Annotated in this window: 10 protein-coding genes and 1 pseudogene; 5 read left to right on the forward strand and 6 right to left on the reverse strand. The window is 48.5% G+C overall.

Annotation, left to right across the window (positions count from 1 at the left end):
- Positions 1–588 precede the first annotated feature (588 nt).
- The 4 genes and pseudogenes from ACUVJL_RS35065 to ACUVJL_RS35080 form a co-directional block, all read left to right on the forward strand.
- Complete coding sequence (locus ACUVJL_RS35065; protein WP_445250030.1) at positions 589–1,665, forward strand: septal ring lytic transglycosylase RlpA family protein; 1,077 nt, start codon at positions 589–591, stop codon at positions 1,663–1,665.
- Positions 1,666–1,989: 324 nt separating this feature from the next.
- Complete coding sequence (locus ACUVJL_RS35070) at positions 1,990–3,606, forward strand: bifunctional pantoate--beta-alanine ligase/(d)CMP kinase (protein WP_445250037.1); 1,617 nt, start codon at positions 1,990–1,992, stop codon at positions 3,604–3,606.
- A 746-nt stretch (positions 3,607–4,352) separates the two neighbouring features.
- Positions 4,353–5,279 (forward strand): polysaccharide deacetylase family protein, encoded by a 927-nt coding sequence (locus ACUVJL_RS35075; protein WP_445250038.1) that lies wholly within the window; start codon positions 4,353–4,355, stop codon positions 5,277–5,279.
- A 160-nt stretch (positions 5,280–5,439) separates the two neighbouring features.
- A pseudogene (locus tag ACUVJL_RS35080) lies at positions 5,440–5,844 on the forward strand (Uma2 family endonuclease); the annotation flags it as partial.
- A gap of 410 nt (positions 5,845–6,254) precedes the next feature.
- On the opposite strand, the gene ACUVJL_RS35085 reads toward ACUVJL_RS35080, so the two are convergent.
- Positions 6,255–6,401 (reverse strand): ribbon-helix-helix protein, CopG family, encoded by a 147-nt coding sequence (locus ACUVJL_RS35085; protein ID WP_332959953.1) that lies wholly within the window; start codon positions 6,399–6,401, stop codon positions 6,255–6,257.
- A 39-nt stretch (positions 6,402–6,440) separates the two neighbouring features.
- On the opposite strand from ACUVJL_RS35085, the gene ACUVJL_RS35090 reads away from it, so the two are divergent.
- Complete coding sequence (locus ACUVJL_RS35090; RefSeq protein ID WP_445250031.1) at positions 6,441–7,769, forward strand: RNA-guided endonuclease InsQ/TnpB family protein; 1,329 nt, start codon at positions 6,441–6,443, stop codon at positions 7,767–7,769.
- On the opposite strand, the gene ACUVJL_RS35095 is transcribed toward ACUVJL_RS35090, so the two are convergent.
- From ACUVJL_RS35095 to ACUVJL_RS35115, 5 genes are all read right to left on the reverse strand, one after another.
- Positions 7,727–8,797 (reverse strand): NAD(P)/FAD-dependent oxidoreductase, encoded by a 1,071-nt coding sequence (locus tag ACUVJL_RS35095; protein ID WP_445250032.1) that lies wholly within the window; start codon positions 8,795–8,797, stop codon positions 7,727–7,729. The two genes, ACUVJL_RS35090 and ACUVJL_RS35095, sit on opposite strands and share 43 nt — an antisense overlap.
- A gap of 40 nt (positions 8,798–8,837) precedes the next feature.
- The gene (locus ACUVJL_RS35100) at positions 8,838–9,185 is read right to left on the reverse strand and encodes an element excision factor XisH family protein (RefSeq protein WP_445250033.1); all 348 of its coding nucleotides are present in this window, start codon (positions 9,183–9,185) and stop codon (positions 8,838–8,840) included.
- 122 nt (positions 9,186–9,307) lie between these two features.
- Complete coding sequence (locus ACUVJL_RS35105) at positions 9,308–10,267, reverse strand: hypothetical protein (protein WP_445250034.1); 960 nt, start codon at positions 10,265–10,267, stop codon at positions 9,308–9,310.
- Positions 10,268–10,481: 214 nt separating this feature from the next.
- Complete coding sequence (locus ACUVJL_RS35110) at positions 10,482–11,720, reverse strand: eCIS core domain-containing protein (protein ID WP_445250035.1); 1,239 nt, start codon at positions 11,718–11,720, stop codon at positions 10,482–10,484.
- A 50-nt stretch (positions 11,721–11,770) separates the two neighbouring features.
- Positions 11,771–12,316, reverse strand: coding sequence for a hypothetical protein (locus ACUVJL_RS35115; protein WP_445250036.1), 546 nt, complete (start codon positions 12,314–12,316; stop codon positions 11,771–11,773).
- Between the last annotated feature and the right edge of the window lie 174 nt (positions 12,317–12,490).

The raw sequence follows: 12,490 nt of genomic DNA on the forward strand, positions 1-12,490 counted from the left end.
AAATTTTGTGGCGGTTTATCAAATATACATGGCTCGAAATAGATGCCTACTCTAGCTGGCAATCTCTTGTTTCATCTGTAGAAAAAATTCTTAAAGAGTTTGGAGATAATTATGTAATTAATTTTGCTTAACTACTTAACAGTTGACAAACAGCTTTTTTAAGACTAGCCATTCGGCAGCCCACAAAATACAATAAAGTTTTGTAAAGTTTTGTAAAGTTTTCGGGAATCACTCAAACGGCTGTAAGCACTGCAAGTAAAGCATTTTATGAGAGAGGGCTCTGAGAAGATGTGATGAGAATTTGGTGAAAATCGCGATCGCAGCGATCCCCAACCGCAAAAGTTTGTGGTAGTCTGTTGCAGTTCATGAACAACACACAAATTGTGGATCGAGTATGAGTTGTCAAGTGTCAGGGAAGTTTCAGCCAAATTTTTTTGGGGCTGAAGCCTTAAAGCAAAAACGCACCCCGATACTTTGCTTTGACTCACGGGGGAATGGCGAAGGGCAAGAGAGAAATCCTTGAGGCCCGCCGCCAAATGGCCAATCCTCCAATCTCGGTTGGCAATGGCTCTTCACAAAAATGGACGTATGAAGGAAAAATTTGTTGGTGGTCTACTCGCTGTCCTGTTAGTTCCTGTGGTAGGAACGGCATCCTCTTGTCACGCACAAGCAACAAGTGCCGGCAAGCAAAACTCTCAGGCTTCCAAGCAAGTAATTTCCACCCAACCGTCCCCGCAGTTAAACGCGACTCGGGTTGAAGCACAAAAAGTCGGACAGTATCAGTACCAAGCAAGAGCTGACATTGACCGAGACTCGATCGCCAAAATTCAGCCACACGACTTAGGCGGGCGACAAGCAGCGACAGTCTACGTGCGAAACATTCCAGTCATCACATTTCTGAACGCCAGTCCGGAAACAAACACCAAAATCGGAGAAACTGGCGACACCAAAGTCGGTGCTAGCAGTTCGATGCAAGTAGAGGGCGCCAAAGAAAATTCCAAAGTTGGAAACATTGCCAGCAAATCCAACAACCAAGAACCCGATGCGGTGTGGCGGGCATCGAGCTTAGCAGCAAGACTCAACCAGCTAGCCCGCAACAACATCGATCCAAACAGCATTACCGTTAAGTGGGAAAAAGGCGATCGCTACATTATCCAGGCAAACGGCGAGGATTTGGTAAACATCAACGCCGAAACCATCCTCCCCGACACCACCAGGGACTTTAGCCGAGATGCCCTGCAAGCAACCAATCGCCTCCGCAGGCTCCTGGGCAACGCCCCACCCCTGGAAGAAGTCGCAGGCAAACCCCAACCAGAACCCCCGGTGCTGTCTCTGGGCCCAGTTCAAGTGCGGCTCAGCGGCTGGGCTTCCTGGTACGGCCCAGGCTTTAACGGCAACCTCAGTGCCAGCGGCGAGCGTTTTAACCAAAATGATTTGACCGCAGCCCACCGCCACTTGCCCTTCGGAACTAGAGTCATGGTGAGAAATCTTGACAACGGCCGCACCGTCATCGTCCGGATTAATGACCGCGGCCCCTATGTGGGCGATCGGCTCATTGACTTGTCCGCCGGCGCCGCCAGCGTGCTGGGAATGATGAGCAGCGGCGTTGCCAGAGTCGAAATCGAAGTGATCGAACCGCAGCAGCAAACAACTGTGGGACGGTGAACGGTACTCTCAGGCAGAATACATTTAAAGTTATCCGAAGTGTAGAAGGCAGAAAGTAGAATAAAACTGACATCTTGCACCATTGTTAGCAACAGGCTTTCCGGCCTGTTCCACAAAGAGTGAATTTCTTGTGGGCCGTTGCTCCTAGCCCAGAAAAGGCTTATTGAGTATGGTGCAACATTTTAGATAAAACTGACATCTTGCACCATTCTTTGTGGAACAGGCCGGAAAGCCTGTTCTTGAGTGTGGTGCAAGATGTCAGATCGAACAAATTCTGACAAATAAATTTTGTATTCTGCCGAATGCCTTCAGGAGATTCTACCGGTGCGCCTGTTTACTACCATTGCAGCACTTCGCTGCTACTTAAATTCACAAAAGTCTGCTGCACCTCATTTGACAGTCGGTTTGGTGCCGACGATGGGAGCTTTGCACGCAGGACATCTGAGCTTGATCCAGCGGGCAAGGCAAGAAAATGCGATCGTCGCCGTCAGCATTTTTGTCAACCCGCTGCAATTTGGGCCAACAGAAGATTTTCAAGATTATCCTCGGAATCAAGAGCAAGACCGGCTGTTGTGCGAACAAGCTGGGGTTGATGTCATTTTTGCTCCCTCAGCAACCGAAATGTTCGGCAACCAAGCGGTCGATTCCCTACGGGATAGCTTCGCCGCGCGTACAGAAACAGAGAAAACCGCCCAAAAACAGATAGAGATTCACCATTCATTCTTAACTCAAGTAGTGCCGCCGCCGGCGATGACATCGGTTTTATGCGGCAAATCGAGGCCTGGTCATTTTCAGGGCGTCGCGGTAATTGTGACTAAACTTTTGAGTTTGGTGCAGCCGACAAAAGCTTATTTCGGTCAGAAAGATGCCCAGCAGCTAGCAATGATTCGGAAGCTGACCTTTGATTTTAACTTGCCTGTAGAGATTGTCGCAGGTCCGATCGTCCGCGAAGAGTCGGGACTGGCAATGAGTTCTCGCAATCAGTATTTAACAGTAGAGCAAAAACAGCAAGCCTCCGTACTCTACCGCGCCCTGCAACAAGCCTCGAAAACTTTTGCTTCAGGGGATCGCACCGCAGCGGCCGCACTCGCTGCCGCGCACGCAGCAGTCGCAGGAGAACCCGCAGTCCAGCTCGAATACGCCGAACTCGTCGATCCCGACACTTTGACGCCCTTGCAGGTTGTGGAAACAGTGGGACTTTTAGCCGTGGCAGCCAGAGTCGGCTCTACTCGCTTGATTGACAATATAATTCTCAGGAACCGCCGGCCAATTGTGGCGATCGACGGCCCGGCGGGATCTGGCAAATCTACTGTAACTCGCCTTGCAGCAACAGCTCTGAACTTGTTTTATCTGGATACCGGCGCGATGTATCGGGCCCTGACTTGGCTGGCATTGAAAACAGGCACGCCGATTTCCGACGAATGGGCGATCGCCGAATTAGTCAGTTCCAGCTATTTGGAATACAACCTCGATCCCGCGTCCCCGATGTTGAAGATTAACGGGGAAGACGTAACCGAGGCAATTCGCAGTTTGGAAGTGACATCCCGCGTCTCGTCCATGGCGGCGATTCCGGCGGTGCGGCAGTTTCTGGTGGAGGAACAGCGGCGCTGCGGCATAAAAGGCGGAATTGTAGCAGAAGGCCGCGATATCGGCACTAACGTGTTTCCCGATGCGGAACTGAAGATTTTTTTGACGGCTTCTGTACAAGAGCGATCGCGCAGGCGGCTATTAGAACTTAAAGACACCGATCGGGCTAATATTAGCTTGGCACAGTTGGAACAAGACATCGCCCTACGGGACGAAAAGGACAGCACCCGCGAGGTTGCACCTTTGCGCAAAGCGGCCGATGCTGTGGAAATTCAAACAGACAATCTGACTGTTGCTGAAGTTATCGATCGGATTGTCGGCTTGTACAAAGAGAGAATGGGTTCTAAAAGTTAATTTTAGGACTGGCGGGCGATCGATCGCCCCTGATATCAAATCCGGTTAAACTCATATGTTGCACCATTCTCTATTAACCTTTTATGAACAGGCTTTCCGGCCTGTTCCACAAGAAAATTTATCTTTTGTGGAACAGGCCGGAAAGCCTGTTGCTGACAACGGTGCAACATCTCAGGTTAAACCAACTTGCAGTGTCCGGTAGGGACGCGGGCCGATGCGGATCCAGTCCCTAAGAATATAACGTGCCATTAACGGGATTTGAGCGCCGTTCCCCGGCGGCTGGGCAAAAATGTCAACCATCCCCCGTTTTCATGGGTTAGGGGATTTCTTGCACACAAATCTTAAATTTTTTGATCCGGACGGACTTCCCCGCGATCGGTCATTTGCAGTAGCATCTTTAGGTGCCATCAAATTTAAGATGATCTTTTAACAATACTTCGGACAGTTTCATGGCCCACGCATAGGTAGCTAAAAACCCGGTTTCTACGAGTTTTGCGGCGAGTCACGATAAATCTACGAAGAAACCAAACCGGGTTTAGCTTTTGCGACGAGTCCGCACAATTGGAATTAGGTTTTGAGATTGTAGTCAGCTTTGTCCTGTGCCAGCATATTGTCCTGGAACCCTTATTCTACTGTTGGCAATCAAAAAATTTCCGAAGTATTGTTCTAAAGTTGATTAACTTGATATCAACATAAAATCTAGAATTAACTGTGCAAGGTGTGAAGGAGAGAATGACGTGATAAAAATGAAACGGCTGTTGAGGCGGCAAAAAACTTTAATCGTTGCTTTTATCGCCGCCACAGCAAGTTTTTTGCTGGGTGTGACGTTGCCGATTAACTTGCGGGCAAATCAGCCATTGAAACCGATTCAGGCCCAAGTCTTGACCGTATCCCAGTCGCAAGAACAAAAGCCGACCTCCAATATTAATCACCTCAAACAGGCGATCGCCCGTCGAGTTGAATTTTCCCAACAGGCTCTAGCCCAATTGCAGGGAATGCGCTTTGAATCAACCGTACCGGGCCAGTTTCAAGGTACAACCATTCGTGAGGCGAAACTCGACTCCCAGCACAAGGCGATCGCCCTGACATTTGACGACGGCCCCTGGCCGACAACAACTAAACAAATCCTAGGGATTCTCAAGAAAAACAATATTAAGGCTACATTCTTCTGGGTAGGAAGATACCTGCAAGCTTATCCCGAAATTGGCAAACAGGTCGCAGCAGCAGGTCACGCGATCGGCAACCACACTTGGAACCACCAATACCTTAAGTATAACGAAGACGGTGCCGCTCGCGAGATTGATCGCACTTCATCCTTAATTGAGGAATTGACTGGCATCCAAACATCGATTTTTCGCCCGCCCGGAGGCATTTTAAACAATGGATTGGCAGCTTACGCTCAAAAGAAAAATTATGCAGTTGTGATGTGGTCTGCTGATTCTTTTGATTGGCGGACTCTTACGGAATCTTTGATGGACAACGTGATGAGGCAGGCAAAATCCGGGGGCATTGTGCTGATGCACGACGGCGGCGGCAATCGAGCGAGAACTGTAAAAGCTTTACCTGATATTATTGCTCGATTGAGAAAGGAAGGGTACATTTTCGTAACAGTTCCCGAGTTATTGCAGATGCAAGAACAAGAGTTAAAACGCCAGGAAACAGCAAAAAAATAACAATTTGGAAAAGTGGGACTTTACACCATTTTTCCATTTTTTTGTAGGTCGATTGCTCGATTTTTCAGAACGATCGCTATCTTGGGCTACACAAATCGATCGACAATCGCTAGGCTATAACAGAGCATCAGTTCGATCGCGAATCGATCGCGTACCAGCCATGACCCAAAGTCTTAATGGGACAGGGTTGCCCCCCGCCTTCCCGGATCACACCCAACTCCCAGAATCAGACGGCACGTTCGTAAAGAACTTCCAAGAACATCCCCAGAGTATCCTGCTTACCGACTCCCTAGAAAGCACACTGCAAACGCTTCACCCCGACGGACAATATGCGATCGGGCAATCGGGCGGCATATACTGGCGTGAAACCGACCCACCCGAACGCGGAGCCGAAGCCCCTGACTGGTTCTACGTCCCCAACGTTCCGCCCCTATTAGATGGAGAAATTCGCCGCTCTTACGTGCTGTGGCGCGAGTATATGGTGCCCATAATTGCGATCGAGTTAGCCAGTGGGGATAGTTCCGAAGAACGCGACAACACCCCCTTATCTCGTTCGCCAGAAGGTTAATCGCAGTTATAAAATTAATACAGAGACGGCTGTGGTCATCGCTAAGCTGTTGTGCATTTAAATTGTATATTTCGAGTCCCGATCAAAAATCGTCAAATCCTCTCCCCCGATCCCCATCGGACCCTCTCCCTCTCTAATACCACAGGCAATCTAGATGCAACACAGCTTACCTCCCGCCATCGCGTACACCAAACCGCGCCGATATTCATGCCGGACGGTATTATCGGGTTCGAGGGCAAGGTAATCTTCCGGGCTAAACCCAGACGGGATGGCAATCATAGCGTTAGAGGAAAAATCGATACCTTAATGGTAGCCATCAGAATTTCGCCGGGGTACTACCACCATAGCCCGGTAGGGTTTGGTGGCATGGGGGATAGGCGGGTTGCTGGAGGGACGGAAGCGACCAATTAATCTTTGTCATCACGTTTAATCTTCCTTTTGAGACTGCGAATGTATTCTCTGAGTACATCTGTCTGATTTCTTCCTTCCTGTTCGCAGTATGCTTGCAATGTTTCTAACTCTTGCTCTGGCAGTCTAAAGGTGATAGCTTTCATAGGTTCACTTTGTATTGCTATATGCAGTATAGTAGCAATATGCTAATCACCTACCAGTACAAGCTCAGCCCTACTCCTGAACAGGCGTCCACGATGGAAGTCTGGGGAGAGTTACTGCGTAGACATTACAATTACGCACTGGCTCAAAGGCTGGATTGGCTACGCCGCACTCGATGTCAGATTGACCGATGCAGTATTGTGTCTGAACCGATAGGTGATATTCCTGACAAAGTTGACTACTACACTCAAGCATCGGAGTTACGCCAAACCAAAGAATTGTTTCCTGAGTACAAAAACATCTATGCCGATTGCCAACAACAGAACTTAATGAGGTTAGATAAGGCTTGGAAACGTTGGTTGATTCCTGACAACAAAGGCAAACGTGGTGGGCGTCCTCGGTTTAAGAAACGGGGTGACATTTGCTCGTTTACCTTTCCACGAGTCAACTGCCAAAAAGCCGGAGCGCATCTAGTTGGGAACATCCTCAAGTTGTCAAAAATTGGCGAGATTGAAGTTATCCTGCATCGTCCAATCCCGGACGGGTTCACGATTAAGCAGGCTACCTTAGTCAGGAAAGCTGATGGGTGGTATGCGAGTTTGTCGCTGGAAGATGGGACTGTTCCTGACCCGCTACCAGTCGATGAAATCAAGAATGCAGTCGGCATAGATGTAGGTTTAGAGAAGTTTTTGGCGACCTCAGACGGGCAAGCGGTAGAGATTCCGCAGTTTTACCGTTCGTCTCAACAGCAATTAGCTCGTCATCAACGGCAACTGGCACGGATGGAAAGGGGTTGCAAAAACCACCAACGACAATCCAATAAGGTTGCTCGTCTCCACCTGCATGTTGCCAGACAGAGAAAAGAGTTTCATTATCAAGTTGCACATTGGTTGTGTGACCAGTACGACTTGATAGCGTTTGAGAACCTGAACATTAAGGGCTTGGCAAGAACCCGACTCGCCAAGTCGATATTGGATGCAGCCTGGGGAAGTTTCCTGAATATCCTGCAAGCAGTTGCGGTAAAACGCGGTAAGTGGGCAATTGGAGATGACCCTAGAGGAACCAGTATCGAATGTTCTGGTTGTAGTGAGCGGGTCGAGAAAACACTCAAGGATAGAGTTCATAATTGTCCTCATTGTGGATTGATTATCGACCGAGACTGGAACTCTGGAATAAACATTTTAAATCGGGCAAAAAGGACGCTTGGACTAGCGTTTGCTGGCTGCGGAGGATACTTGGGTACAAGTCCTATGAGGCAGCAACTCTCAATTGCGAAATTGGGAAGCCCCCACCATAATCGTAAGATTTGGTGGGGGAGGATGTCACATTACCAATTTAGGCTGGAATCTAAGGGCAAATTTTGCAACTGAGAATTCACCCAATTAGCCGCCGCCAAACCCGATCGCAAAGCACCTTCTATTTGACCTTCGCCGCACAAATCCCCCGCACAAACCAGCGGCAAAGTCCCCTCCGCCGCCAAACAAGAAACAGGCAAAGGATTTCGACAAAAAGCATAGCGCCAGCGGTGAACCTGCAACCATTCCGGCTGTTTCAGCCAAGGGATTAAATATTCAGAAGTGCGATCGAGCAATTCTTGACCGACTGTTGGCAAATCGGCAGATTCTAGATGGCGATCGGCAAAAGAAGCACTGCTGTGAACCACAAACACAGGCTGCTGCGACTCAAGCCGCTTGCTACTATCTAAACCAACCCAAGCTAAATCAGCATCATCTCGAAAAGTAACAGCTTGCCACTGCGGATTTAGATTGCTTAAGTCTTGCTGTTTTGTCGCAGAATAGCCAGCCATAACGGTAATGCAAGGGTCGTACTCCACAGAACGCAATTTGTCAAGAAAATCAGATTGCAAACCGATTTCTGAATTCAAAAACATTAAAGCTTGAGGTGCAGGAATTGCTACTACAACAGCCTTAGCAATCAATTCTTGAGGTATCTCTAAATTGTCGTCGGTGACTTCTAGGGAAAGATGCCACATTTGGTTATCTGTAGTAGAAATAGCTTGTACGCGGCGGCCAAACCAAATGTCTAAATCCTGGGCCAAATACTTACCGACAGCATTCATCCCAGCAGGTGCGATATAACAAGAATTAGGGCTGGAAAACATTTCTCCCTGTCTGAATTCCCACACAGTATCAGTCCAGAGTTTTAGGATATGCCGATCGACCAAAACCTCAATTAACCGCTGCACCGCATCTCCTTGCGACTCCAGATAGCGGGCCCCGTGATCCGCCCTAGTACCCTGTACGCGGCGGGTAGCGACTCGTCCCCCCGCGCCGCGAGATTTCTCAACAACCGCCACAGAATAACCAGCTTGACGCAACCGTTGAGCGCAACTCAGCCCCGCCATACCCGCCCCAATCACCGCCACATCGAAAAACATACGCTATACCAATACTTTCAATCGTACCCACCTGTTTCGACTAGGAAATAGCGATCGCGAGCGAACACCACTTCCATCTGAACCTCGTCATTGCCCAGAAATCAAGGGTGCGATCGTCCGCGTAGCGTTTGAGCAACTGGGCATAGAGGACAAACTGCCCTAAAGCATCTTCCAAATCTTTCATGTCGAATGCTCGTGTAAAGGTTTTGACCTCAAGAACAATTTTCTCTGAATCGCGATCGGCTGCAAGCATTCGCTCTGCACCTAAATCTACAAATAAATTTTTACCTCGTGCCAGACGAATCCGAAATGGATCGTGAGTAATTTTCCATCCGTCTTTAATCAAAGCAGCTTTAACAGTGTTGTGGTAAATGTCCTTTGCTGGCATAGCACTCCATTCTCTCAATTTTTACAGGAGCGATCGCATTCAAAAACTTAGAGCGTAAATGAAGGGGCGATCGGGTTGTTGGGTTTCATGCTTCAACCCAACCTACGGGCGAGCGAGCGCACTCAGCATTTTGCGAATGGGCTAATGAACGGAAATTTCACATTAATGGGCTTAAAGGGAGTTACTAATGCTTGCTTATTGAGTCCGTTCTTGAGGAGAATGATTCGACCTTCTAACGCTTTCTTAGGTATCCCCAAACAGGTATCCCAAATCATTACTCGGACAGTAAAGTCGAATTTTGCAAATTGGGGAATCGCTTTGCCTGGTATCCATTTTATTCCCGGCTTGTCATTCCACGAAAACGTACCCCCCGCCCCAGAGATAAAGCAATTCACCCTCTCTTCTATAAATGCATTCGAGCCCCCCGTGGGAATGATTCCCCCACAAGAAGCAGACCCCTGATACTCGATTCCATCTTCAAAACTCTTGACCTTAACAAACTGCCGAAACAGAAAGCAATCTGCACTACAACCACTGAATAACTCGGTTAAGGGATCTCCTGGCTGGTAAAACGTAATAGCACCTTTGTTAATGGCGCGCAGATCAGGATCTGTTGTGTCATGTGCAAGCTTAAGCCGGGAAGTATCCCAATTTTCTTTGCAAAGTCGAGGGCGCTTACGTACCTTACCTCTACGGTTTGTTTTATTGGTTGGACCGAGATCGGTTCCATCCAGTGTTTTGCCACATGAGCTAGCACGTTGAATCTGTAATTGACTTGCCGAAGTTATTTGGCGACTATCGCTTTGTTGAACTGTAATGGTTGGTTCTGACAGTTGCATCACCTGGTCAGCAACGCGATCGGCTTCCTGCTCGTATTGATCCCCCGGTTCGCTAATATTGAGTTTGGTTTGAATTCCCAGTTCTTCTTTACAACGGGGACAACCCCCACCACAGGGGCATTGGCGTTGCAGCAGTGGTATCCCTGTCGAAAGGGGGGAGGGATTGCGCGATCGCCCTTTCTCCCCACTCTTATTCTGCTTGACGGACTCATTCGTTGGTTGTTTGGTGGCAAGAGTTCTCATGGGTTTGTGGTTTTTTTATGGGCGATCGTGCTCTTGTTAGCGTATGGAAACAAATTCAGCAAAAGTCTTGGAAATGTTGGGTTTTATGCTTCAACCCAACCTACGGGCGAGCGATCGCACTGGCATTCGCTTTCTCCTCCAGCTAGCTCCCCTAAACCCCCTCGGAAAGTTAAATCTGTTTGATTAGCGATCGCTCCATAGGAGAGCCGATTACCTAACAACTACATCCAAAGCAATTGCATTCCATCTTTCTGGACTTGCCTTCGGTGTAGAAAGCAGTGTGAGATGCCTCGTGAGCAAGAGTAGATGGCAGGTCGCAACAGCGGCTGGTGTCAAATGCCTGTTTGCCAATTTTGATGTACCAGGATGAAGGAAATGTCCACCCGCACAACCCCAAGTCTGGCACATAATCGTATCTTACAAAGTCCAGAGCCGCGGGAATTTCTAACTTCCCATACAAACTGAGCTTAGAACAAGCCTTGACTTTCGCGATGGCAGCAGGAACAGCCGCATTCATGGCCGCTTCTTCGGCTGGGGGAAAGCCTTTGAGGGTAAATCGCTGAATATAGGGATGGACAGTCTCTTCCTGTCCGGTTGACCAATTCCCGCTTTGTTGGATCGTATGGGTCAATTCATGAGCCAGCAACCGCTTCCCAGTAGTCGTACTCGGGCTATACCGCCCCTCACCAAAGTAAACATCCCTGCCACTGGCAAACGCCTCTGCATTCAATGCCTTTGCCATCCTGACTGCATCTCGATCCGTGTGGATTCGCACAACACTCAAGTCTCGCCCAAACCTAGATTCCATGAAACTTCGGACTGTCCCCGATAGAGGATTGCCTCCGCCCCGGCTTTGGGAAAGAAGCCGTTCCAGCGAATGAGCAGATCGGTTCAAGCTGCCAGTTGCAGGCTTCGCCATAGCCGTTGTTGCTAGCTCCTCATCGTCCTCTTGCCCCATCATTGACTCATCGTCCGGTACCGAGTCACAACTGCCACCATCCAAACCTTTGGTCATGATGGAAATCGGTTCGGTCTCTTCGGGTTTGACTTCCCGACTGCAAGCAGAACAAGCACGTTGAAAAGGAGATGGACGGCTCAGTTTTTCCTGCTGAGTCTCTCCCTCCACTTGTCGCTGAACGATCGATGAAGATGAGATCCCTAAACTTGACTTGGGTTGGGTTTCTCTTTGACGAGGTTCTGGCATCCGCATTACTTCATCGGCAATTCGATCGGCCTCTTGTTCATACTTATCCCCCGGTTCACCAATCTTCAGCTTAGTTTGAATCCCCAGTTCATCCTTGCAGCGCGGACATCCGCCACCACAAGCGCATTTACGTTGCAACAGTGGCATTCCCGTTGATAAGGGGGAAACCGATCGCGATCGCCCCTTATCCCCATTCTTCTTCTGCTTGGCAGAATCATTGGTCGGTTGTTTAGTAGCAATTGCTCTCATAGCTTCAGCGCCTCCTCAGACGCAAAGGATGGGACTTACGAAAATTTCAATTACGAATTTTGGGGGAGAGTAATCTCGAATACCTCAACTCGATCGGCTTCGCATCGCACAGCTTCTTCAGAAGAGTAGAGAGTATTACCTTCAGCATCCAAAATCTTCAAATACAGATCGGGATGAGCATCAAATAAATCTGGAAAATCTTCAGTGCGGTAGGTGAAACTAAACTCACCATTCTCATCGGTTTGAGTGGTTCCCAGCCGATCGTCGAACATGAGATCGCGATCGAACAGACTCACCACCAATCCTCCCATCCCCTCACCCCTTTCATCAACAACCCGTCCCCGCCCCACCCAGACATCCGAAGCTAATTCGGACACAGTGACAGAATCGGACGATCGCGAACGTGAAACTGGGGCATTCGAGACAGAAGGCGTTTCGCCGCAGGGTGATGTTATATCCGATCGCTTGAGCACGATATCTTCTACTAAAAGGCGATCGCCCCCCACCAACTTTAACAAGTCTTTATGACGGTAGATTAACTCACCCTTGGAGTTACAAATAACAACAAAAACGCCCTCTCTAATGGATCTTGCCATCTCTTTCAGCATTTCAGCATTAATTATCAGCGCATATAGCAGTCCTAAATGAGTCGCAAAATTGTATAAATTATAATAATTAGGGAGTATAATAATACTTGTATACTGGAAATCGGCAAAAAAGCAATATGTCTGAGCAACACTATTTACAAGAATTAAGTGATTTTATAGATG

Origin of the sequence: Microcoleus sp. OTE_8_concoct_300 (assembly GCF_031383065.1) — a bacterium.
GTDB lineage: Bacteria > Cyanobacteriota > Cyanobacteriia > Cyanobacteriales > Microcoleaceae > Microcoleus.

Bases quoted from the DNA above. Each gene is read 5' to 3' on its own strand.
- ACUVJL_RS35095 (WP_445250032.1), bottom strand. From the start codon at position 8,797: ATGTTTTTCGATGTGGCGGTGATTGGGGCGGGTATGGCGGGGCTGAGT.
- ACUVJL_RS35115 (WP_445250036.1), bottom strand. From the start codon at position 12,316: ATGGCAAGATCCATTAGAGAGGGCGTTTTTGTTGTTATTTGTAACTCC.
- ACUVJL_RS35100 (WP_445250033.1), bottom strand. From the start codon at position 9,185: ATGCCAGCAAAGGACATTTACCACAACACTGTTAAAGCTGCTTTGATT.
- ACUVJL_RS35085 (WP_332959953.1), bottom strand. From the start codon at position 6,401: ATGAAAGCTATCACCTTTAGACTGCCAGAGCAAGAGTTAGAAACATTG.
- ACUVJL_RS35105 (WP_445250034.1), bottom strand. From the start codon at position 10,267: ATGAGAACTCTTGCCACCAAACAACCAACGAATGAGTCCGTCAAGCAG.
- ACUVJL_RS35075 (WP_445250038.1), top strand. From the start codon at position 4,353: ATGAAACGGCTGTTGAGGCGGCAAAAAACTTTAATCGTTGCTTTTATC.
- ACUVJL_RS35065 (WP_445250030.1), top strand. From the start codon at position 589: ATGAAGGAAAAATTTGTTGGTGGTCTACTCGCTGTCCTGTTAGTTCCT.
- ACUVJL_RS35110 (WP_445250035.1), bottom strand. From the start codon at position 11,720: ATGAGAGCAATTGCTACTAAACAACCGACCAATGATTCTGCCAAGCAG.
- ACUVJL_RS35090 (WP_445250031.1), top strand. From the start codon at position 6,441: ATGCTAATCACCTACCAGTACAAGCTCAGCCCTACTCCTGAACAGGCG.